The following is a 23,010-nucleotide window of genomic DNA, read 5'->3' as shown; positions in this document are numbered from 1 at the left end:
GATGAATAAAGGGCGTAATTTTACGCCCTTTGCTATGCCATTATTTACGACCAACACCAAGGAAAGAAACCCCAGTAGTCGGTAATGGTTGATAATTTTCCAAAGCGTTACTATCCCAAGCTGACGGAAGTTTACGATGCACAATTGGATAAAGCGGTACTTGTTCAGCAATAATATTAATTGCATTCGTCCAGGCTTTTCTTGCTTCGTTATGATCTTTCGCTTTGGCAGCTTCATCAAGTAAGGCTTGCACTTGAGCAAATTCTGGTGTATCCGCCCAACGGAAACGGCGTTTTGGCCATACATCACCACGATACCACCAGCTTAATAAGAGATCTAAGTCATTACCAAATACGGAAGGATCACCCGGGGCAATGGCGACTTCATAAGTACCGGGATCAACGTGATTGTTATATAACGCCCCAGATTGCAAATGTTGTAGCGTTACTTTTACACCCGGGATCTTATTCCATGCCTCAAGAATTAATGGAGCACTTTCTTTTACCCAGTCGTGATCGGTGGCTAAAACTTGGAAATGTAATTGTGTTACACCCGCCTCTTTGAGTAATGCTTCGGCTTTTTTCACATCATAAGGATATTGTGAGGTGGCTTTAACATAGTCAGGGTGCGTAGTTTGCACATAAGAACTAGCAGCCTCCGCATTACCATCAAAGACAATATCAATTAATTTATCGGTATCTATACCGAAGTGTAAGGCCTGACGTACTTTAGGGTTATTAAACGGTGCTTTTTCACAGTTAAACATTAAGAACAGTAAACCGAAAGATTGCACTGATTCCACCGTTTGTTTTCTATTTTTCAAGCGGGCAATATCAATGTATGGTACAGATTCCATTGCTTGAGTACGTTTAGATTCTTGTGCGGTTACTCGAGCAGCGGCATCAGATAACAACAGCCAAGACATTTTTTCCACTTGAGCAGGATATTGACCATTATATGCTTCATAGGCTTCAAACACGATTTTGTCGTCTTTTACGGCAGAAACAAATTTGAATGGACCTGAACCAACAGGGTTCGCATCAAATTGTGATTGTCCTTTTTCTACAATATGTTTAGGCACGATTTTGACAATGGTTAAACGCTGGGTAAATAAAGCAAATGGATATTTGAGCTTAAATTCAACGGTTTTATCATCTAACGCACTGACTTTTGCGATAAATGGAATAAACATCGCAAATAGAGATTTTTTCTCAGGATCTAATACACGCTCAAAGGAATACACCACATCTTCAGTGGTTACTGGAGAACCATCATGGAAAGTTGCACCATCACGTAAGACAATACGCCAAGTTAAATCATCAACCTGTTCAGGTTCTTTGGCTGCAAGTGCGAGGTATGGTTTGCGGGTAGCAGGGTGGAGATCGACTAAACCTTCAAAAATATGTAAGTTTGCCGCATAAGAAGATGCCCCACTTGCAGTAAGTGGATCAAACCCCGTTGAAAGTGGATAAGCAATACCAGCTTCAATGGTTTTTCCTTTTATACTTGCGGCAATAGCGTTAGGGGTAAATGTCCCTAAACTACCACTAAATGCAAGACCTGCACCGACACCAGCAACAATTTTCATAAAGTGGCGACGGGACTTGTTTTGTACATGGTTAATATCTTGTGAAAAGAGATTTTTAGTCATATTTAACTCCTAATTAACAGAGGTGAATAACTGCTTTTCAGTGGTATAACTCATTCCAATTGAATTTTTACAGTTTTTAGGGATAACTGCTTAACTCAACTGTGGTACTAATATGATAACTAGTTTGCCCATAGCTGATTTAAACACTTATGGTTCATCATTTATTTAAAAATGAAGTAAAACTACAAAATTTAAAATAAAATGATTTTTTATTATCATAACCATGACAAGATAACAGGTCAATCAAACTTCAACAGAATAATTCACATTTGTGATCTTAATCACAAATAGCCGACTTATCTGACAATATCCTAAAAATATTTCATTTTCCCACCGCACTTTTTATCTTTCTGACCTTTATCTTGAGAAAAACTAGATCTGTTATAAAAAATGTGATAGCTTTCAAGCTGTTAATTAATGTGAAAATAATATTGAATATTATGCAAAACGAAGAACCAGCACAGTCGCCGAATCAGGCAGAAAATCAGAGTAAGAAAAGTTTTTTTCAAACCCTATTCAGTCGCTTTTTCCAAGGTGAACTAAAAGATCGTAAAGATCTCGTGGAAGTCATACGGGATTCAGAACAAAATGAATTAATCGATCAAAATACCCGCGAAATGATCGAAGGGGTCATTGAAATTGCCGAATTGCGTGTACGAGATATTATGATCCCTCGCTCACAAATTGTGTTTATTAAATCAGATCAAGATCTTGATTCTTGTCTTGATATTATTATTGACTCCGCCCATTCTCGTTTTCCTGTGGTTAGTGATGAACGAGATAACGTAGAAGGTCTATTACTCGCCAAAGATTTATTAAAATTTTTGCGTTCTAATGCGGAGGAATTTAATCTTAAAAGTCTATTACGTCCAGCAGTGATTGTACCAGAAAGTAAACGTGTTGATCGTATGTTAAAGGATTTTCGTGCTGAACGCTTTCATATGGCAATCGTAGTGGACGAGTTTGGTGGCATATCTGGTGTTGTGACTATTGAAGATATTTTAGAGCAAATTGTTGGCGATATTGAAGATGAATTTGATGAAGAAGATGTTGCGGATATTCGCCAATTATCACGCCATAGCTACGCGGTACGAGCATTAACGGATATTGAAGATTTTAACCAACAATTTGCCACCCATTTTGCCGATGAAGAAGTGGATACCATTGGCGGATTAGTAATGCAAGCCTTTGGTTACTTACCTGTCAAGGGCGAAGAAATCTGCTTAGATAATATTAATTTTAAAGTTACCTCTGCGGATAGTCGCCGTATTATCCAATTGCGTGTAACAATTCCTGATCAACAATTGGCTGAAATGGATAAAATAAAAGAAACAACAGGCGAAGAATAATGAAAAATATTTTTTATTATTTGACCGCACTTTTAACAGGTGCATCAGGTGTTTTAGCGTTTTCCCCTTTTGATCTATGGGGATTTGCTTATATTTCTTTAATTGGCTTACTTTTGGTAGCAAAAATTCCGCAAAAAAAGACCGCACTTTGGGCAACCTTTTGTTGGGGATTGAGTTTTTTTAGCTTAGGCGTAAACTGGCTACATGTGAGTATTCACCAATTTGGCGGAGCATCGCTTATTGTAAGTTATTTATTCGTGGTTATTCTTTCCGCTTACCTCGCCCTTTACCCTGTATTATTCACTTATCTCATTCGCCGTTTTCATATTGAAAAACTGGCAATGTTCCCAGTAATATGGACATTTACCGAGTTTTTGCGTGGTTGGCTATTGACAGGTTTCCCTTGGTTACAATTTGGTTACAGTCAAATAGATAGCCCTTTTGCGGGGCTTGCGCCTCTTTTTGGTGTAACAGGGCTTACCTTTTTTACCATGTGGGCAAGTGCGGTCATCGCGAGCCTACTTTTTGCCTTGTTCAAATCACCACGCTCAATCAACCTTATTGTCAGTCATAGCCTTATGTTACTTGTAGTGGCTGGATTAAGTTATTTAGCGAGTTATAAAACCTATACGCAACCGCAAACTGAACGAGCCTTAACCATTACCTTGGCACAAGGTAACATTGAACAAAATCTCAAATGGGATCCGCAACATTTACAAAATACCCTAGATATTTATTGGCAACAAATTTATCAACATCTTGGCAAATCTGATTTAATCATTTTGCCAGAATCTGCATTTCCTATTACTGAAAATAATATCGCTCCTTTGCTTATGGAATTACAACAAACAGCCCAAGCTAAAGGCACAGAAATTATTATCGGAACGGTTTATGCCGATAGGGCTATCGGTAAATTATTTAATTCAATGATTGTATTGGCAAATGCACAACAGCCTTATCAGCTTGATAATAATCCCAATCGCTATAATAAACATCATCTCGTGCCTTTCGGCGAATATGTACCGCTAGAACAATTATTGCGTCCATTAGGCACAATATTTAATTTACCAATGTCAGCTTTTCAAGCAGGCGACAGGCTACAATCTCCTTTATCCAGTAAAGGCTTTTATTTCACCCCAGCAATTTGTTACGAAATTATTTTAGGTGAACAAGTAAGACAAAACCTTAAGAAGAATACTGATTTTATCCTCACTATTTCAAATGATGCTTGGTTTGGCAACTCTATCGGACCTTGGCAACACCTACAAATGGCAAGAATGCGAGCCTTAGAATTGGGAAAACCCGTTATCCGAGCAACTAATACAGGCATAACCGCATTTATTAATGCACAAGGTAAAATTATCGCCCAAGCCCCACAATTTAAACAAACCACCCTAACCCAAAAACTTTCCCCCGTAACAGGCACAACACCTTACGCCCTATTTGGCAATAAACCGTTGTATATTTTGTCGTTTTTGATATTAGTGAGTTGGGGGATTGGGTGGTTGGTAGAGAGAAAGATAAAGAACTCAATTAATCATAAAATTAGATAAAAATTTATTAATATCAATGGTCTTAGGGCAATATATAGAAAAATTTATATGAAGCTTATAAATAAAGATAAGAAATTATTATTATCAAATTTTTTATCTCTAACATTATTACAATTATTTTCCTATATACTACCTTTAATAACATTACCTTATTTAGTTAATGTATTATCAACGGAGTATTATGGGTTAGTGGTATTTTCCCAATCATTTATTGTGTTTTTTTCTATTTTTGTAGATTTTGGTTTTAATTTATCAGCAGTAAAGGCGATAGCAATTTATCAAAAGAATAAGTTAAAGTTACAACAAATTTATTCATCTGTGATGTTTATCAAAACAATATTATTAATTGTTTCATTTTTTCTATTGATAATTATTACGAATGTTTTTGATAAATTTCAACAGTATAGATATATTTATTTTTTATCTTTTTTATACGTTATTGGGCAAGCATATTTTCCTATTTGGTTTTTCCAAGGTGTAGAAAAAATGAAGTTTATTACTGTAATAAATATAATAGTAAAGATATTTTTCACATGTTCAATATTTATTTTTGTAAAAAGAGAAACTGATTTTTATTTAGTTCCTATTCTAAATGGATTAGGAAACATTTTGGGTGCGATTTTATCAATATATATAGTTTATACTAAATTTAAAGTTAGATTTATTACTGTATCAATAAATCAAATTATTTATTATTTTAAAGATAGTTTCCAATATTTTTTATCTAATATTTCAGTTAATTTTTATACAGGTGTTAATACTGTTATATTAGGAATGGTTACTACTAATAATATAGTTGCTTATTACAATATGGCTGAACAATTATATAAGGCAATGCTTGCTTTTACAGGTCCATTAACAGCCGTACTTTATCCCTATATGACGAGAACTAAAAATATTGTATTTTTTAAGTATATCCTTATAGGGGTAGCTAGTATTTGTACTATTGGATGTATATTTATGATTAATTTAGATCAATTCATATTAACACTATTTTATAATAATAACGTAAATTATTTTGTAATAAAGATATTTGATATATTTACTGTTTCATTTATTATTGCTACTATTAGTTGTATGTTGGGCTATCCTTTTTTAGGTAGTATTGGTTATATTAATCATGCTAATAATAGTATTATTTTTGGGGCAATTTTTCATTTGCTGAGCATAATATGTCTTTATTTATTTGACTCTATTAGTATTATGAATATAGCATTATTAGTTCTTGCCACTGAAAGTGTAGTATTATTTTATAGAATTTTTTATTCTTTCAAAATTATTAGAAAGGGAAAACTAAATGAGAATAGCTATTGATGCAAGAGTTATTGGAAGTTCAACTGGAACTTATGCTCTTAATCTTATTAAAGAATTAGAAAAAATAGATAAGAAAAATAAATACTTTATTTTATTAAGAAAGAAAGATTTTGAACTTTACCAACCAAAATGTAAAAATTTTCAACGAGTTATAGCAGATATAAAAGATTATTCTTTTGAAGAACAAATAAAGTTAAAAAAATTATTAGATGGTATTAAACCAGATTTAGTACATTTTTGTATGCCGCAACAACCATTGTTATATAAAGGAAAAAAAATAACTACAATACATGATTTAACCTTATTAAAATCATATAATCCTTCTAAGAATAAAATTATTTTTTATCTAAAACAGTTAGTAGCTAAATATTTATTCAAGAAAATAGCTAGAAGCAGTGATTTTATTATTACCCCTTCAAATTTTACTCGAGAAGAATATTTGAATTTTTCTAAGGTAGAGCCTGATAAAGTTAAGGTTATTTATGAGAGTGGAATTGATAATAGACAAGATCTTGTTTATAAAGAGTATAAAATTCCTTTTAAAAAATATATTTTATATGTAGGGCAACAGACAGAATATAAAAATCTCAAACGGTTAGGGAAAGCACACCAGTTATTATTAGATAAATATCCTAATTTAGGGTTGGTATTAGTAGGTAGATTGAATGTTGATGCTGAACTTAATAAAAGTTATTTTTCTAAAAATGGGTTTAAAAATATTATTTTTACTGGGTATATTTCTAATTCTGAGCGTAATTGGTTATATAAGAATGCTGAATGCTATGTTTTTCCGTCTTTAATGGAGGGATTTGGTTTGCCCGGATTGGAAGCAATGGCGTATGAAACTCCTGTTATAAGTAGTAATGCTACTTGTTTACCAGAAATATATAGAAATGCTGCGATTTATTTTGATCCTTTGTCTTATAAAGATATAGCAGATAAAATTGATATTGTTTTATCAGGCGATAGGATTAAGCAAGAGTTAATAATAAATGCTAAACAAGTTCTACCATTATACTCTTGGAGCAAAATGGCTAAAGAAACTTATAAGCTGTACTATGATATATTGAAAAATTGATGAGATAATTTTATGTATGCTAGATTTTTATTATTTAGTCTTTTTTTATTGTCTTCATTTGATATATTTTTAAATATACAAATGTATTCCTTTAATATTAGGGCTTTTTATTTTTTAGAGTTTTTATTGATTATAATACTCATTTTTAAGAATGAATTTGACCAATTAATAATAGGGAAAGAATATCTTTTGTTATTATATATAATACTTTTTATTTTTATTAATAATACAACTGTTATATCTAGAAGTATCGGTTATTTATTATGGCTATTTGCTTCAATAATGCTTATACCTATAATAACTATTTATACACTAAAATATTATAGCTTAAATAATAAAATAGTCGTGGGGGGGGTAAAATCTTAGATTATTTTATATTATCATTTTTAATTTTATCTGCATTTGGAGTAATACAGTTTATTTTGGGACTTTTAGGAATAGATTTCTTTATACAACAATGGTGGATAAAGGAAAAGCTACCTAGAGTTAATGGTTTTTCTTATGAACCATCATATTATGCTACTTATTTATATATTGGTTGGACACTATTATTATATTTATTTTTTAAGAATTTTGAACTTTTTTATAAATATAAATATATTTTTATTATTATTACATTAGCTATTTTGTTGTCTTCTTCGCGAATGTCTTATGTAATGATGTTGAGTGCGTTTCTATACCTTTTTGTTAATTCAATCATTAAAGATGTTATAAATAATCGTAAGATAAAGAGAAGGGATTTAAATATAATTTTATTTTTATTTATTGGTATAATTATTATTTCATCTATTTTTATATATAATTTTGATGACCTTATCTTTTTATTACATGATACAGGATTATTTGGTACAACTTCTCATTCAGTATCAATGCGTAGTAGCGATGCAATGAATACGATTTCTGTATTTTTAGAAAGCCCATTTATAGGTTATAGCCTAGGCGGAATAGCTCCAGCCATAGCAAAATTTCAAGGAATAATTATTTCTACGCAAGAGGAAGCGAAGAATTTTGAGGGAATGAATATATTCTTAGAAATGTTAGCAGCTGGTGGTATTTTGGGGTTTTTATGTTTTATTCTATATTTAAGAAAGTTATTTTCTTCTTCATTAAATATAGCTAAAAATCTTTTACCTTATAATAAGGTTATGGCAGATATAATTTTAGCTATTAGATTTTCATTGTTCTGGGAGTTGGTTATATTATGTTTTAATCAAAATATATTGCGTCCTTATTTGTGGGTATTAATTGCGATGTTGAATGCTCATATCTTTTTAGGGTATAAATGGTATCAAAGAAAAATAGAGAATAAACAAGGTAAAATATGATTTTATTTGATTCAAGATGGATTGGAGATCATGGTATTGGTCGATTTGCTAAAGAGATTTATGATAGAATGGATATGAAAGGTTTTTATAATACTTATAAGCCTACTAGTCCCTATGATCCGTTAAGATTGTCATTTAATAAAAATATTTCAAGCTATGATTTATTTTTTTCACCGGGTTATAATGCACCATTGATAAGTAAAAAACCTTATATATTAACAATACATGATTTGAATCATATTGATAGAAAGGAAAATAGTTCTATATTAAAAAATATTTATTATAGAACTGTTTTAGCCATATTATGTCAGAAATCCTTAGCTATTTTTACTGTTTCTGAATTCTCAAAAAGAAGAATCGTTGAATTTTTCCATGTTCCTAGACAAAAAATTTTTGTAGTGGGCAATGGTGTATCAGCAGAATTTTTACCTTATGGTAGAAAACAATCTTATGATAAGCCTTATATTTTTTGCGTAAGTAATAGAAAAGGACATAAAAATGAAGTAAATTTGATCAATGCATTTATAAACAGCAACTTTAGTAAATCTGCTTATCTTGTATTTACTGGTAATATTAATCAACAATTAAAATCATTAATAAGTTCTTTAGATGTGGAGAAAAAGGTTATTTTTACAGGTAGAATAACAGATGCTGAAATGGCAAGTTTTTATCGAGGAGCGATATTTTCTATTTTTCCTTCTTACTATGAAGGGTTTGGTTTACCAATAGTTGAATCTTTTGCTTGTGGAACGCCAGTTATTACTTCAAATGTAACTTCTATGCCTGAGATTGCTGGGCAAGCTGCATTATTGGTTAATCCTGATAGTCAGCAAGAAATATCAAATGCGATAGATATATTATCAGCAAATATTGAATTAAGAAAAGATTTATCTTTACAAGGATTAGAAAGAGCTAAATTTTATACTTGGGATAAAGTGGTTTCTCGAATAGAGGAAGCATTTAAATTATTAGGTTATGATGATTTGATTAAGAGAATATAATGAAAAAAGCACTAATTCATGATTGGTTCTCTACTTTTGGTGGAGCAGAGAAATGCATCGAAAATATTACTAATATTTGGAATGATTTTGATATTTATAGTTTGATTGATTTTTTAGATGATAACAACAGAGAAATAATACTTAAGGGAAAGCGAGCGAATACAAGCTTTATTCAGAAATTACCTAAAGCTAAAGATAAATACAGAAATTATCTTCCGCTTTTTCCATTTGCCATTGAACAATTTAATCTTGAAAATTACGATGTTATTTTGTCTTCTTCTCATTGTGTTGCTAAAGGGGTATTAACACATGCTAATCAATTACATATTAGTTATGTACACACTCCTGTGCGTTATGCTTGGGATTTATATTTTCGTTATTTAGAAGAAAGTGGATTGCAGAAAGGAATAAAAGGGCTTTTAGCAAAATATTTTTTACATAAACTTAGAATTTGGGATCAATCCACAATAAATCGAGTAGATCATTACATTGCAAATTCTTATTATATTGCAAAAAGAATAGAAAAAATTTATAGCAGAAAATCAGATGTTATTTATCCACCTGTTGATATAAATAAATTTCAATTAAATTCTAATAAAGAAGATTTTTATTTAACTGCCTCCCGGTTAGTTCCTTATAAGAAAATTGATCTTATTGTTGAAACCTTTAGTCATACAAATAAGAAACTTATTGTTATTGGAGCAGGACCAGATATGGATAAGATAAAAGCAAAGGCAAGTAAAAATATTGAAATTCTAGGCTATCAACCAGATTCTGTATTAATTGACTTTATGAGTAAGGCAAAAGCCTTCGTTTTTGCGGCAGAAGAAGATTTTGGTATAATCCCCGTTGAGGCTCAGGCTTGTGGAACCCCCGTTATTTGTTTTAATAAAGGAGGTGCAAGAGAAACTGTTATTAATAACCAAACAGGAATATATTTTGAACAACAGAATATAAGTAGTTTAGCTGAGGCCATTAATAAGTTTGAACAAAGGCAGGAAAAATTTGATCCTAATTTTATTAGAGAGAATTCATTGAGATTCTCAGCTGAACGATTTGAGAAAGAGATAAAAGAATATATAGAAAATAAATATGAGTTATTTAGAGGATAATATGATAAATTTAATTCTATGTGGTGGATCTGGAACTAGGCTTTGGCCATTAAGTCGTACTCAAATACCTAAACAATTTATTGAGTTATTTCATCAAGGATCGCTTTACCAAATGACATTAGCCAGGAATAATAAATATTGTGATGAGGTTATTGCCTTAGTTAATGAAAAGCAATTTTATTTGGCTAACAATCAAGCTAAAGATATTTATAATATTCGTTACATTTTAGAACCAATAGGAAGAAATACCGCTCCAGCAATAGCTTTAGCTTGTTTTGATCTAAATGAAGATGATATTGTGTTAGTTACATCTTCAGATCAATTAATAAAAAATGAGGAAAACTATCTTAGAATGGTTGATAAAGCACAAAATTTAGCTAATAATGATTTTCTAGTTGCCTTTGGTTTAAAACCTAAATATCCTGAAACTGGTTTTGGTTATATAGAAACGATTGATCAAGAAAATGTTCTTAGTTTTAAGGAAAAACCTGATTTTAATACAGCTAAGCAATATTTTGAGAACGATAGATATTATTGGAATTGTGGTATATTTTGTTTCAAAGCAGGTGTTTTTTTAGATGAATTAAAAATTTATTCTCCCGATATCTATTTTACTACTAAACAAGCATATGATAATAGTAAGGTAAATGGAGCTAGTCGCTCTATTGATATAAAAGATATGCTGAATATTCCCTCTGATAGCATTGATTATGCAGTAATGGAAAAATCTAATAAGATTAAAGTAGTTTGTGGTGATTTAGGTTGGTCTGATGTAGGAAGTTTTGACTCTTTAGAAAAAGAGTTTATTAAAAATATTGATAATAATAATATTACGGAGCATCATGTATCAATAAATAGTAAGAATAATTTTATATGGAGTAGTAAAAAAGTAGTTACTATTGATGTAGATGATTTAATTATTGTTGATACAGACGATGCATTATTAATTACTAAAAAAGGCTCTTCTCAGAAAGTGAAAGATGCAGTTGATTTTTTAAAACAAATAGAGCCTAAACTATTAAAATAGATTATGAATAAAGTATTACTATCTAAGTATATATTAATTATTATAGATTTATTTTTACTTACAATTTGTATACTATTATCTTTTGCTCTATCTGATTTTTTTATATACAATTTTGGTAAAAATATATCTTTATTTGAAAGAAATGAGTTATTTCTTTTACATATATTAATTTCTAGTATTGGTGTTATTTGGTTTTGGATAAGACTTCGTCATTATACTTATAGAAAACCATTTTGGTATGAGTTAAAAGAAATTGTAAGAACGTTAATTATTTTAGCTGTTATTGAGCTTGCAATTATAGCTTTTTCTAAATCTTATTTCTCACGTTATTTATGGGGAATAACTTGGATTTGTGCAATTATTATTGTACCTTTGGGACGGATTTTTGTTAAGTATTTATTGATAAAACTGGGTTGGTATATAAAGGAAACCATAATTATTGGTAATGGCAAAAATGCATTAGATGCTTATAATGCCATTACAAGTGAATCTTACTTAGGACTTGATATTAAATATTTTATTACGTCCAACAATGATGAACATAAACATATAAGCCATTTAAATATTCCAATTATTGAGGGGGGGGGGAATAAAGTTTGGGATATTATTGGTCAATATAAGGATATTCAATTTATCCTTGCATTAGAGAACAATGAAAATGACACCTTAGATTTTTGGTTAAGAGAATTAGCGAGAAAAAATTGTCGATCGGTGTCCGTTATTCCTACATTAAGAGGATTACCTTTGTATAGTACAGATATGACCTTTATTTTTAGCTATGAGGTAATGTTACTTAGAATTAATAATAATCTGGCAAAGCTATCCTCCCGTATTTTAAAAAGAACAATGGATATTATTGGTTCTATAACTGTTATCACTTTACTATCCCCTTTATTATTAATTATTTATTTTATGATAAAAAAAGACGGTGGAAATGCGATTTATGGGCATACCAGAATAGGGCGTAATGGTAAACCATTTAATTGTTTAAAATTTAGATCCATGGTGGTAAATTCTAAAGAAGTATTAGAACATTTATTAGCAACAAATCCTATTGCTAAAGCAGAATGGGATAAAGATTTTAAATTAAAAAATGATCCGAGAATTACGTCCATAGGACGTTTTTTAAGAAAAACCAGTTTAGATGAGTTACCGCAATTATTTAATGTTTTAAAAGGTGAAATGAGCTTAGTTGGGCCAAGACCCATTGTTAAAGAGGAGTTGGCTCGTTACCAGCAAGATGTGGATTATTATTTTATGGCAAAGCCAGGTATGACAGGATTATGGCAAGTGAGTGGACGTAATGATGTTGATTACGAAACAAGGGTTTACTTTGATGCGTGGTATGTTAAAAATTGGTCTTTATGGAATGATATTGCAATTTTATTTAAAACAATAAAAATAGTATTAAATCGCAGCGGAGCATATTAATTTATATTAGGAGCAGGTATGTTAAAACACATTATAAGAGTAAATTTTACCACAGTATTAATCTCTTTTTTCTTTCTCTCCATATTATTTTTAGTAAAAGGTTATAATTATTCACCTTTTATTTTGGTAGTAATTGGAGTTGGATATTTAATTTATTTTTTGATTAAGAAAAATAAAATTCAGCTAACCAGCTTTGATAAACAAATTATTTTTGTTTATGTATTCTATTTTGCCACTTTTTTATTATCAGTGATTATACATGGTGATAAAGCAAGGGTATTGGATAATCCAACAAAAATTTTATTATTTTTACCCTTGTTATTATTATTTAAGCGTTTTCCAATAAAAGAGAATATTATTTTACATACCATACCATTTGGGGCTTTTATTGCAGGTTTAGTTGCAATTTATCAACGCTTTATTTTGCATAAAGAACAAGCATTTTATACCCATATGCATATTCAAGGGGGAGATATTGCAATGTCTATTGCAATGTTTTCTGTGGTGGCTACGTTATATTTTACTATAAAAAAACAATATAAATTGACCGCACTTTATACTTTCTTTTCGTTAATGGGGATTTTGGCTGGCTTTTTATCTACGGCTCGTGGTGCTTGGATTGGTTTACCTTTTATTTTATTTTTTATTTTCTTTATTTATAAGCAATATTTACCGAAAAAAAGTATTATGGCTTTTGTTGCAATGATTGTTATTATTATTGCAGGCGCAAGTTTAGTACCTAATACTTCTATTAGTCATCGTTTTCATCAAGCTACCCATGAAATTACTGCTTATTTTGATAAAGGAAATGGCTCAACCTCTGTGGGGGCACGTTTTGATATGTGGAAAAGTGCGTTATTACAAGCTCAACAAAAGCCCTTTTTAGGTTGGGGGCAGCAAGGTGTTACAGAAAATCGTTTGGAGCAAGGTAAGCAAGGTATTATTAGCGAATATGCTTCTCAATTTAGTCATGCACATAATCAATATTTAGATGATCTTTCTAAGAGAGGAATAATTGGTTTAATTGCCTTATTAACGATATTATTTATTCCTTTTAGAATTTTTATTAAAGCAATAAATAAGGATAATTTAGAACAAACAACCTTAGCATTATTGGGGGGCGTCCATATTATTTCAGTGGCTTTTTATTTTATTAGTCAAGGCTTTTTAGCTCATAACTCGGGGACGGTTTTTTATTTCTTTCTTGTAATTGTGTTTTATGCAATGTTACAACAAAAATCAAAAAATTAATATTTTATGGTAAAAATATTAGTCACAGGTGGGGCAGGCTTTATTGGTTCTGCCCTGATTAGATATTTAATTAAACATACTTTGCATCAGGTAATTAATGTTGATAAATTAACTTATGCAGGCAATTTATTGGCTTTATCTTCTATATCAACAAATGATCGTTATACCTTTATTCAAACGGATATTTGTGATAAAGCTCAACTTAGCCAAATTTTTCATCAACATCAACCTGATTGGGTTATTCATCTAGCCGCAGAAACTCACGTTGATCGTTCTATTCAGCAAGCACAAAATTTTATTCAAACCAACATTATTGGTACTTACACCTTATTAGAAACTGCTTGTCATTATTGGCAATTATTACCTCAGGAAAAACAACGAGATTTTCGTTTTCATCATGTTTCTACTGATGAAGTTTATGGTGATTGGCGATCAGATTCAGTAGGAGCTGATGAATATGCCACTTGTATGCCAAGTAGCCCTTATTCAGCATCAAAAGCAGCCAGTGATCATCTTGTTACCGCTTGGGCGAGAACTTATGGATTACCTATTTTGCTTACTCGGTCTTCCAATAATTATGGTGCTTATCAATATCCAGAAAAGTTAATTCCTTCCTTTATTTTAAAGGCAATAAAAGGGGAAAAATTGCCTATTTATGGGGACGGTAGTCAAATTAGAGATTGGTTATTCGTTGATGATCATGTGCAGGCATTATATAAAGTGCTTACGGCGGGAAAAATCGGCGAGATTTATAATATTGGGGCGAATAATCTGCAAACTAATTTGGCGGTAGTACAACAAATTTGCCAATTATTAGAAGAAATGGAACCCAATAAACCTCAAGGTGTGCAATATTATCATCAACTTATTGCGTATGTGGCTGACCGCCCCGGGCATGATAAATGTTATGTTTTGGATAGCAGTAAGATTTTTCATCAATTAGAATGGCAGCCTAAGCAATCCTTTGCGGAGGGCTTACGCCAAACTGTTGCTTGGTATTTACAACATAGACATCATTATGTTTAATTTTTACGTTATTTAGTTTTAATCGCCTAAATCCTTAGGCTTAGGCTTTTAATTACAAATATTATTGTTATAATAACAAAATTTTCTATTAAATAATCAGAGGAATAAATGGCTAAAGAAGATTGTATTGAAATGCAAGGCACGATTTTAGAAACCTTGCCAAACACGATGTTTCGTGTAGAACTAGAAAATGGGCATGTAGTTACAGCTCATATTTCAGGGAAGATGCGTAAAAACTATATTCGTATTTTAACTGGCGATAAAGTTACGGTGGAAATGACCCCTTACGATTTAACTAAAGGGCGAATTATTTTCCGCAGCCGTTAATTTAGGTATTTTGCTAGAGCCTACTATAAACATTGTTTAAGTAGGCTTTTTTATTTCGTAAAGCATTAATAGTCAATTATAGTCGTTCCACTTTAAAATGATACAGCGTTGGTACGTTTTGCCGTACTATTTGTACTGTCTTCGATGTACCTCCTTGTCTCATTTTAAATTGAAACGACTATAAAATAACAATAAGACTAATTTAAGTGTTAAAATAATTGTTCTGTTCTTTGTATTCGGTTTTCTGAAAGGTTAAAACTATTAAAAAATCGGAGGAATAACCACAAAAAACGCTAAAAGTAACCGCACTTTGGTGTAGGATTTCTTTCAGGCAAATGGATATTTATTCATCAGGCAGTTTTGCGATGACTAAATATCCCTCCTGTAATCCTTCTATTTGATAATGGCTTTCCGCACAAATAAAAGCACTTTGTCCTTGTGTCAGTTCAACGCTGCTATCGCCACTGGTTAGCTGAATTTTACCTTGCATAACCAGTAGAGTTTCAGCATTTATTGCTTGGCGTTGCAGTTGTTGTCCTTGTTGGTAACAAATTTGAGTTAAGGCAAAATCTTTAGCAGGGGTTGGGTAGGTATAGACGGCTTGAGGGGCGGGGCTGATGATTGTTGGTGTAATTTCTTGGTAATCAATGACCTTTAATAATTCTGCAATATCAATATGTTTTGGGGTGAGTCCGCCTCGGATCACATTGTCGGATTCCGCCATTAATTCAATATTTTGCCCACGCAAATAAGCGTGTGGAATTCCTGCTGCTTGGTAGATTCCTTCGCCTGTTTTGAGATGAACAAGGTTGAATAAATAAAAGCACATTAAGCCTGCATCAAGTTTTTGTGGGGCAAGTTGCATACTGTCAGCGGTATAACATACCCAATAATCTGGGTCAGTTAAGGGCAGAGTTTTGCCTTGATTTTGTTCGAGAATAGGTTGTAACCATTGTGCTAATTGCTGATGATCCGCTTGCATAATATGAGCATAGAAATCGGCAAGATTCTGTTGAGCTAATTGTTGGGCAAGTGCGGTCAAGGATGGGCGAGTTTTTAAACTCTCAATAATTTGTGATTTAGGTTTAAAACCATGCAATAACCAAAAATCCGATAAGGCAATCATCATTTCAGGTTTGTGGTTGTCATCTTTATAAGTGCGTTTGCTGTCGGTTAGGGGGATATTTTGCTGATTTTCTCGTGCAAAACCTAATTCTGCTTGTTGCTTTGTGGGGTGAAGTTGAATGGATAAAGGCTGTTTAACATCTAGGATTTTTAGTAAATAAGGGAGGCGATTGCCAAATTTTTTCTTACTTTGTTGTCCAAGTGCGGTAGGATTTTGCTGTAAAAATTGGTTTAGCGGAATTGTGTGTTGATCTTGCTCAATAAGGGCTGGCGAGCTGGAATGTGCACCTAGCCAGAGTTCGGCATAATGGGGATTGCTGGCGTTGATATTCAATAGATTAGGAATATATTGATTACCTCCCCAAACATAATGTTGAATTGTTCCTGTGAGTTTATAGATGCTTGTCATTATTTTTTCCTAAAATTTGCGAAAAATCTGCTTGGATAATGTTTAGTTGAGCAAGAATGTTTAAGATTGTTGGTAATTGTTGAGTCTGCTCGGGCAGTATGATTAAGCGTTTTCCGCTGTGTAAATCAATCACTAAGACATTATCTGAGGTTACATTAATGGCGTGAATTTTAGCATAAGAAATAAAAATATTGCCATAGAAAAAGCCGTTAGGTTTGAGTAATAGTACTGGAGAACGGATAAAGGCAGCATATAGGGTTAGCAGGATAATGGTGGCGAGTAAATAAATGGATAGCGGGGTGAGATTGTCAAGACTTTGATAAATAACTAATAATAACAAGGCGATAAAAATCATCGCGTCCATTTTTGCCCGTTTTTTTAACCGCACTTTTAAGAGAGTTTTGCCTTGCCAATGATCCATACCTACTTGGTCATATAGGGCATAACATAGAAATAGGACGATACCGATAAATAATAATGTATTAATCATATTTTGTGATATTTATTGTACAAAAGGATACGCCTTGATGGCGTATCCTAATTGAGGATAAGATTAGGCTAGAATACCTGTCCATGCACCAAAGATACCAAGGGCAAAGAACCCAATGATAATCCAGAGGGCATTAACACGATTACGTAATAGCCACATACAAGCAAAGGTAAGCAATAACGGCAATAAACCGGGCATTAAGCTATCCAATACATTTTGTACGGTAGTTACTTCAATCGTACCGTCTTGTTTTGGTATGGTGGACATTACTAATGGCACATTAATTGTCGTCCATTTTTGCACCAATGCCCCCATAATAAAGAGACCTAAAATTGAAGCCCCTTCGGTAAGTTTTTGCAATAAACCACCACTCATATCGCCAACAATATCTAAGCCTTTACGATAACCATAGGTAACGCCGAAATAACGGGTAGCTAAACGTACAAGATTAAACAATAGGAAGAATAAGACAGGTCCTAATAAACTTCCAGTTAAAGCTAGGTTTGCCCCAAGTGCAGCAAATACGGGGCGTGCTGTTCCCCAATAAATGGGATCACCAACTCCTGCCAACGGCCCCATTAACCCCACTTTAATCCCGTTGATCGCCGCATCATCAATGGCTTTACCATTAGCTCGCTCTTCTTCCATAGCAATGGTAACCCCTAATACAGGTGCGGCAACGAAAGGCTGAGTATTAAAAAACTCTAAATGGCGTTTAATCGCATCTTTACGTTCTTGTGAATTTGGATCAGGGTAAAGACGTTTGATAACAGGTACCATAGAATACGCAAAGCCTAATGCTTGCATACGTTCAAAGTTCCACGAACCTTGAAAAAGATTTGAACGAAGTACAACGGCATTTAAATCTTTTTGTGTTACTTTTTTCTCTGTCATAACTTTTATCCTATTAGTCTAATCTGTTATCAAGATCGTTATTGTTATTGGCTTGTACAACCACTTGTTTACTTTGGTTGTATTTTGGGTGTAATTGAATATAAAGTAAGGCGGTAATTGTACCTAATACCCCTAATGCAACAAGGTTAAAATCGGTAAAGCCTGCCACGACAAATCCTGCATAGAAAAATGGCATTAAATGTCCAGAACGCATCATATTAATTACCATGGCGTAACCTACGATAGCAATAAAGCCTCCTGCGATTTTTAACCCAGTGGTTATGACTTCAGGAATACTGTGTAACATACTTTGCACAGTATCTGTTCCTGCGGTCAATACCACCAATAAAGCAGGAATGGCAATACGCATCGCTTGTAATAATAATGCGGTGCAATGTAAAACATCTAATTTAAATAGATTGCCAGTTTCTACCGCTTTATCGGCAGCGTGTTGGAAACCAACAGTAATGGCTCGCACGACATAGGTCAATACCTGACCTGCCGCAGCAAGTGGAATGGCTAAAGCGATTGCTGTTGGAATATCTTGTCTGCCGACAATTACTAAAATAGTAGAAACAACAGAAGCAAGTGCCGCATCAGGGGCTAAAGCTGCACCAATATTCATCCAGCCAAGGGCAAGTAGTTCAAGTGTACCGCCGACAATAATCCCAGTGGTGATATCGCCCAATACTAAACCAATCAAGGTACAGGCAATCAATGGACGGTGTGTTTGCCATTCATCAAGAATAGATCCCATACCGCAGATACAAGAAACGAGAAAAACGAGTATAATTTGAAAAGTTGAGATTTCCATAAATTTATCCTTAGACTAAGTTATTTTTCTTTAACAAATCCATCATATATTGACGGCTATCATTGGATACTTTACGCACATCAAGTTCAATATTACGGGCAGCAATATTTTTAAAGGCGTCAATATCTTGTTGATCCACAGAAACAGCACTGGTAATCATTTTCTTACCTTCTCGATAAGCCATACCACCGATATTAATGGATTGCATTGGTACGCCTGCATCAAGTAAACGCACAATATCCGTTGGATTGGTAAATAAGAGCATAACTCGTTCATCGCCATATTCAGGATTGTTGTAAACCCGTACCATTTTATCTACATTCACAACGTGAGCAGTAACCCCGGGTGGAGCAACACTTTTTAACATGGTAGAACGCACTTGATCTTTCGCCACATCATCATTAACCACAATAATACGACTCACTTTACTTTCTTTCGTCCAACGAGTCGCCACCTGACCATGGATAAGACGATCATCAATTCTCACTAAACCAAAGGTCATACGTTTGCCATTATCAATAACAGACGGTTGGCTCGGTGCTGAAGTTTGAGGCTGAGAAGGCGTAACTTCAGGTGTTTTTTCTTGTTGTTCTTCTTGGTATTTTAATGCTCTCACCCCTAAACGTCCTGCTTCTAAGGCGACCTCCACTAATTCATTTAGTGTGGGTTCATCATCTCTCGCCATAAAGGTTTCTACTAACATCGGCACATTGACACCAGTCACAATATCCATATTGTCTTTGCCATCAGCGATACGGTTAGCCGCATTAAATGGACTACCGCCCCAAGTATCAACTAAGAATAATACTTGCTGGCAATGGGCTAATTCGTTATCGAGTTTTTGTTGATATTTCTCCATAATCGTTTCAGCATTTTCGCCCGCAACAAAGTCAATATAAGCAACGTTTTCTTGTTCACCAATAAGCATTTCTGTCGTTTTTAACAACTGCTCAGCGGCGATACCATGGGTTGCTATGATAATCGCAATACTCATCTATTCTCCTTAAATTTAAATAAAATAATAAATACCAAATGATTTGTATGCGGCGCTAAGTCTAGCGGAAAACCGCTTAACGAAATATGACGAACTTCACAAAATTGAAATTTCATATGAAAAAATAGCAGGATTTTGATGTGATTGAATAGATTTTATGCTTTGGGTAATACCTAAATACTCCTTATTGAGTATGTTTTATTTTAAGGGAGTACAAATTAAAAACAAAATAGGTATGTTATTTAAAGTGCGGTGGTTTTTTGAATTATAGTCGTCCCACTTTAAAATAATACTGTGTTGGTACGCCTCGCCGTACTATTCGTACTGTCTTCGACGTACCGTCTTGTCTTATTTTAAATTACGACTATAAAATATTGTTACATGTAATAATTGTAACAATCCCCACAATTAAAGCTAGAAGGAACTTTTATATTTCCCTCCCTCGACAGTCGTTTTTATTTAGGCGTGTATTTCAATGTATGATCACGAAATAACCTCTTATATCAATCAGATAACTTGGTTTGCAAAGATTTTAAATATTGCTTAAATTCATTCCCTAATTTAGCATGTTGTAAACTGTATTCCACAAACGCCTGCATATAACCCAATTTATCGCCACAATCAAAGGTTTCGCCTGTCATATGAAAAGCCTCAACGGGTTCTTTTTCAATCAGCATATCAATGGCATCGGTTAATTGGATTTCATCGCCAACGCCGATAGGCGTTTTTTCTAACAGATCCCAAATGGTGGCAGAAAATACATAACGCCCAACAACAGCAAGATTAGAGGGTGCTTTCTCAATAGCAGGTTTTTCTACAATAGATTTTATTTTAGTACTTTCTCCTGCTGTTAATGGTGCATTATTACAATCAGCAATTCCATAACTACTCACTTCTTGCATTTCTACGGGTCTTACCATGATTTGACTTGCTTGTGTCGCTTGGAAACGTTTAATCATCGCTGAGAGGTTTTCTTTACGTTGATCCGCACTGAAATCCGCGAGTAATACATCGGGTAAAACTACCGCAAAGGGTTCATTGCCAACCAGTGGACGGCCACATAATACCGCATGCCCCAAACCTTTTGCATTACCTTGACGTACATGCATAATGGTTACGTCTTTAGGACAAATGGAACGTACTTCATCAAGTAATTGCCGTTTTACCCGTTTTTCTAGCATAGTTTCTAATTCAAAAGAAGTGTCAAAATGGTTTTCTATGGCATTTTTTGATGAATGTGTAACCAAGACAATTTCTTTAATACCCGCCGCAACACATTCATTAACAATATATTGAATAAGCGGTTTATCTGCAATGGTCAACATTTCTTTTGGTATTGCCTTAGTGGCAGGTAACATTCTTGTGCCTAGCCCTGCAACAGGGATAATTGCTTTCATTTTTTTATCCTTAAATTTTTTATAAATAGACCGCACTTTTGCTATTCTAAAAGTGCGGTCTAATTTGCAATAATTTTTATTGGCGTAATAAGGCTAATACTTCTTCTGTTTTTTCCTGCATTAGCTGTTCATCGCCACGCGTTTCTAAATTTAAGCGTACCACTGGTTCTGTATTGGAACTACGCAAATTAAAACGCCATTGTGGATACTCAAGGCTAATGCCATCAATTTCTTCTACTTTAATGGCATTAGGGGCATAAAATTCTTTGACACGAGCAATGCTTTTTTGTGCATCCGTCAATTTACTATTAATTTCCCCTGGCGAAGGATAGCGTTTAACACTTTCATTCACTAATTGCCCTAAACTTTTTCCAGTTTTGCACAATAGCTCCATGACCAATAACCAAGGGATCATACCGCTATCGCAATAATTAAAATCACGAAAATAATGATGAGCACTCATTTCTCCGCCATAAATGGCATCTTCAGCCCGCATTTTTTCCTTAATAAAGGAATGCCCTGATTTAGACATAATCGCCTGCCCGCCATTTTTTTCAACTAGCTCTTGGGTATTCCATACTAAACGAGGGTCATAAATAATTTTTGCACCGGGCTGTTTTGCCAAGAAAGCCTGAGCCAATAAGCCCACAATATAATAGCCTTCAATAAATTCGCCATTTTCATCAAATAGGAAACAACGGTCAAAATCACCATCAAAGGCAATCCCCATATCTGCGTGGTGCTTTTTCACTGCATCTATAGTATCTTGGCGGTTTTCATGTAGTAATGGATTAGGAATACCATGTGGAAAAGTACCGTCTGGATTATTATGGATCTTCACGATTTCCACAGGGACTTGATGAACCTTAAATTGTGCTTCAATGGCATCAATAATATGCCCAGCCGCCCCGTTACCTGAATTAATAACCAATTTTAATGGTGTGAGAGTAGCGAGATTAATATAAGAAAGTAAATGTTCTACATAATCGCCAACCACAGATTGTTGCTTATAATGCCCACGTTTGCTAACAACAGGAAAATTATTTTCTTCTGCTAGGCGTTGTATCTCGGCTAAACCTGTGTCAGCACTAATTGGGCGAGATCCCTCTCGTACCAGTTTTAAGCCATTATAATCCATTGGATTATGACTTGCTGTAACCTCTATTCCTCCATCAGCTTGTAAAAAAGAAGTCGCAAAATAAACTTCTTCTGTACCCACTTCTCCCAGATCGATTACATTAACGCCAGCGTCCAATAATCCATTGGTAACAGCACTTTTGAGCTCTTTACTCGTCAAACGTACATCACCACCGACCACGATGGTTTTAGGTTGTAGAAATTGCCCAAAAGCACGACCAATGCGATAGACAATATCCGTATTGAGTTCTGAACCTAGCTGACCACGAATATCATAGGCTTTAAAACAAGTTAATTTTTCCATC

The 23,010-nt window shown here is 33.4% G+C and carries 20 protein-coding genes; 12 read left to right on the top strand and 8 right to left on the bottom strand.

Annotation, left to right across the window (positions count from 1 at the left end):
• Positions 1–40 precede the first annotated feature (40 nt).
• Positions 41–1,588, bottom strand: a complete 1,548-nt coding sequence (locus A6A20_RS04435) for an ABC transporter substrate-binding protein (protein WP_279573742.1) — start codon at positions 1,586–1,588, stop codon at positions 41–43.
• A 503-nt stretch (positions 1,589–2,091) separates the two neighbouring features.
• Here A6A20_RS04435 and corC point away from each other — a divergent pair.
• From corC to infA, 12 genes are all read left to right on the top strand, one after another.
• On the top strand, positions 2,092–3,000 hold the full coding sequence (gene corC, locus A6A20_RS04430; RefSeq protein WP_279572328.1) for a CNNM family magnesium/cobalt transport protein CorC: 909 nt from the start codon (positions 2,092–2,094) through the stop codon (positions 2,998–3,000).
• Positions 3,000–4,553 (top strand): apolipoprotein N-acyltransferase, encoded by a 1,554-nt coding sequence (gene lnt / locus A6A20_RS04425; protein ID WP_341670208.1) that lies wholly within the window; start codon positions 3,000–3,002, stop codon positions 4,551–4,553. The genes corC and lnt overlap by 1 nt, the downstream gene beginning before the upstream one ends.
• 48 nt (positions 4,554–4,601) lie before the next feature.
• The gene (locus A6A20_RS04420; protein WP_279572327.1) at positions 4,602–5,867 is read left to right on the top strand and encodes an oligosaccharide flippase family protein; all 1,266 of its coding nucleotides are present in this window, start codon (positions 4,602–4,604) and stop codon (positions 5,865–5,867) included.
• Entirely contained in the window at positions 5,851–6,945 is a 1,095-nt protein-coding gene (locus A6A20_RS04415) for a glycosyltransferase family 4 protein (protein ID WP_279572326.1), read from the top strand. The genes A6A20_RS04420 and A6A20_RS04415 overlap by 17 nt, the downstream gene beginning before the upstream one ends.
• A gap of 422 nt (positions 6,946–7,367) precedes the next feature.
• Positions 7,368–8,270: an O-antigen ligase family protein gene (locus A6A20_RS04410; protein WP_279572325.1), complete on the top strand. Its 903-nt coding sequence runs from the start codon at positions 7,368–7,370 to the stop codon at positions 8,268–8,270.
• Positions 8,267–9,271: a glycosyltransferase family 4 protein gene (locus A6A20_RS04405; RefSeq protein WP_279572324.1), complete on the top strand. Its 1,005-nt coding sequence runs from the start codon at positions 8,267–8,269 to the stop codon at positions 9,269–9,271. Before A6A20_RS04410 ends, A6A20_RS04405 begins: the two co-directional genes overlap by 4 nt.
• Complete coding sequence (locus tag A6A20_RS04400; protein WP_279572323.1) at positions 9,271–10,383, top strand: glycosyltransferase family 4 protein; 1,113 nt, start codon at positions 9,271–9,273, stop codon at positions 10,381–10,383. Before A6A20_RS04405 ends, A6A20_RS04400 begins: the two co-directional genes overlap by 1 nt.
• Positions 10,364–11,410, top strand: a complete 1,047-nt coding sequence (locus A6A20_RS04395) for a mannose-1-phosphate guanylyltransferase (protein WP_279572322.1) — start codon at positions 10,364–10,366, stop codon at positions 11,408–11,410. Before A6A20_RS04400 ends, A6A20_RS04395 begins: the two co-directional genes overlap by 20 nt.
• Before the next feature lie 3 nt (positions 11,411–11,413).
• Complete coding sequence (wbaP, locus tag A6A20_RS04390; protein WP_279572321.1) at positions 11,414–12,841, top strand: undecaprenyl-phosphate galactose phosphotransferase WbaP; 1,428 nt, start codon at positions 11,414–11,416, stop codon at positions 12,839–12,841.
• 18 nt (positions 12,842–12,859) lie between these two features.
• The gene (locus A6A20_RS04385; protein WP_279572320.1) at positions 12,860–14,092 is read left to right on the top strand and encodes an O-antigen ligase family protein; all 1,233 of its coding nucleotides are present in this window, start codon (positions 12,860–12,862) and stop codon (positions 14,090–14,092) included.
• Between the two features lie 6 nt (positions 14,093–14,098).
• Positions 14,099–15,118, top strand: coding sequence for a dTDP-glucose 4,6-dehydratase (rfbB, locus tag A6A20_RS04380; RefSeq protein WP_279572319.1), 1,020 nt, complete (start codon positions 14,099–14,101; stop codon positions 15,116–15,118).
• Between the two features lie 108 nt (positions 15,119–15,226).
• Positions 15,227–15,445, top strand: coding sequence for a translation initiation factor IF-1 (infA, locus tag A6A20_RS04375; protein WP_077462897.1), 219 nt, complete (start codon positions 15,227–15,229; stop codon positions 15,443–15,445).
• A 343-nt stretch (positions 15,446–15,788) separates the two neighbouring features.
• Here the strand turns inward: infA and manA are convergent, their stop codons facing one another.
• The 7 genes from manA to A6A20_RS04340 form a co-directional block, all read right to left on the bottom strand.
• A complete protein-coding gene (manA, locus tag A6A20_RS04370; RefSeq protein WP_279572318.1) occupies positions 15,789–16,979 on the bottom strand; it encodes a mannose-6-phosphate isomerase, class I in 1,191 nt (396 codons plus the stop codon).
• Positions 16,963–17,469 carry a DUF986 family protein gene (locus tag A6A20_RS04365; RefSeq protein WP_279572317.1) on the bottom strand — a complete coding sequence of 169 codons (507 nt, stop codon included), beginning with the start codon at positions 17,467–17,469 and terminating at the stop codon, positions 16,963–16,965. The genes manA and A6A20_RS04365 overlap by 17 nt, the downstream gene beginning before the upstream one ends.
• 63 nt (positions 17,470–17,532) lie before the next feature.
• Positions 17,533–18,363: a PTS mannose transporter subunit IID gene (locus A6A20_RS04360; protein ID WP_279572316.1), complete on the bottom strand. Its 831-nt coding sequence runs from the start codon at positions 18,361–18,363 to the stop codon at positions 17,533–17,535.
• A gap of 13 nt (positions 18,364–18,376) precedes the next feature.
• Positions 18,377–19,177: a PTS mannose/fructose/sorbose transporter subunit IIC gene (locus tag A6A20_RS04355; protein WP_279572315.1), complete on the bottom strand. Its 801-nt coding sequence runs from the start codon at positions 19,175–19,177 to the stop codon at positions 18,377–18,379.
• Between the two features lie 10 nt (positions 19,178–19,187).
• Positions 19,188–20,171 carry a PTS mannose transporter subunit IIAB gene (gene manX / locus A6A20_RS04350; protein ID WP_279572314.1) on the bottom strand — a complete coding sequence of 328 codons (984 nt, stop codon included), beginning with the start codon at positions 20,169–20,171 and terminating at the stop codon, positions 19,188–19,190.
• Between the two features lie 503 nt (positions 20,172–20,674).
• The gene (galU, locus tag A6A20_RS04345; RefSeq protein ID WP_279572313.1) at positions 20,675–21,568 is read right to left on the bottom strand and encodes a UTP--glucose-1-phosphate uridylyltransferase GalU; all 894 of its coding nucleotides are present in this window, start codon (positions 21,566–21,568) and stop codon (positions 20,675–20,677) included.
• Between the two features lie 76 nt (positions 21,569–21,644).
• Complete coding sequence (locus A6A20_RS04340; RefSeq protein WP_279572312.1) at positions 21,645–23,009, bottom strand: phosphohexomutase domain-containing protein; 1,365 nt, start codon at positions 23,007–23,009, stop codon at positions 21,645–21,647.
• Between the last annotated feature and the right edge of the window lies 1 nt (position 23,010).

Origin of the sequence: Volucribacter amazonae (assembly GCF_029783845.1) — a bacterium.
In the GTDB taxonomy this organism is placed as follows: domain Bacteria; phylum Pseudomonadota; class Gammaproteobacteria; order Enterobacterales; family Pasteurellaceae; genus Volucribacter; species Volucribacter amazonae.
The sequence above is the reverse complement of the archived record's forward strand: the minus strand, read 5'-3'. Positions and strand labels throughout refer to the sequence as shown.

Bases quoted from the DNA above. Each gene is read 5' to 3' on its own strand.
- A6A20_RS04435 (WP_279573742.1), bottom strand. From the start codon at position 1,588: ATGAAAATTGTTGCTGGTGTCGGTGCAGGTCTTGCATTTAGTGGTAGT.
- corC (WP_279572328.1), top strand. From the start codon at position 2,092: ATGCAAAACGAAGAACCAGCACAGTCGCCGAATCAGGCAGAAAATCAG.
- lnt (WP_341670208.1), top strand. From the start codon at position 3,000: ATGAAAAATATTTTTTATTATTTGACCGCACTTTTAACAGGTGCATCA.
- A6A20_RS04420 (WP_279572327.1), top strand. From the start codon at position 4,602: ATGAAGCTTATAAATAAAGATAAGAAATTATTATTATCAAATTTTTTA.
- A6A20_RS04415 (WP_279572326.1), top strand. From the start codon at position 5,851: ATGAGAATAGCTATTGATGCAAGAGTTATTGGAAGTTCAACTGGAACT.
- A6A20_RS04405 (WP_279572324.1), top strand. From the start codon at position 8,267: ATGATTTTATTTGATTCAAGATGGATTGGAGATCATGGTATTGGTCGA.
- A6A20_RS04400 (WP_279572323.1), top strand. From the start codon at position 9,271: ATGAAAAAAGCACTAATTCATGATTGGTTCTCTACTTTTGGTGGAGCA.
- A6A20_RS04395 (WP_279572322.1), top strand. From the start codon at position 10,364: ATGAGTTATTTAGAGGATAATATGATAAATTTAATTCTATGTGGTGGA.
- wbaP (WP_279572321.1), top strand. From the start codon at position 11,414: ATGAATAAAGTATTACTATCTAAGTATATATTAATTATTATAGATTTA.
- A6A20_RS04385 (WP_279572320.1), top strand. From the start codon at position 12,860: ATGTTAAAACACATTATAAGAGTAAATTTTACCACAGTATTAATCTCT.
- rfbB (WP_279572319.1), top strand. From the start codon at position 14,099: ATGGTAAAAATATTAGTCACAGGTGGGGCAGGCTTTATTGGTTCTGCC.
- infA (WP_077462897.1), top strand. From the start codon at position 15,227: ATGGCTAAAGAAGATTGTATTGAAATGCAAGGCACGATTTTAGAAACC.
- manA (WP_279572318.1), bottom strand. From the start codon at position 16,979: ATGACAAGCATCTATAAACTCACAGGAACAATTCAACATTATGTTTGG.
- A6A20_RS04365 (WP_279572317.1), bottom strand. From the start codon at position 17,469: ATGATTAATACATTATTATTTATCGGTATCGTCCTATTTCTATGTTAT.
- A6A20_RS04360 (WP_279572316.1), bottom strand. From the start codon at position 18,363: ATGACAGAGAAAAAAGTAACACAAAAAGATTTAAATGCCGTTGTACTT.
- A6A20_RS04355 (WP_279572315.1), bottom strand. From the start codon at position 19,177: ATGGAAATCTCAACTTTTCAAATTATACTCGTTTTTCTCGTTTCTTGT.
- manX (WP_279572314.1), bottom strand. From the start codon at position 20,171: ATGAGTATTGCGATTATCATAGCAACCCATGGTATCGCCGCTGAGCAG.
- galU (WP_279572313.1), bottom strand. From the start codon at position 21,568: ATGAAAGCAATTATCCCTGTTGCAGGGCTAGGCACAAGAATGTTACCT.
- A6A20_RS04340 (WP_279572312.1), bottom strand. From the start codon at position 23,009: ATGGAAAAATTAACTTGTTTTAAAGCCTATGATATTCGTGGTCAGCTA.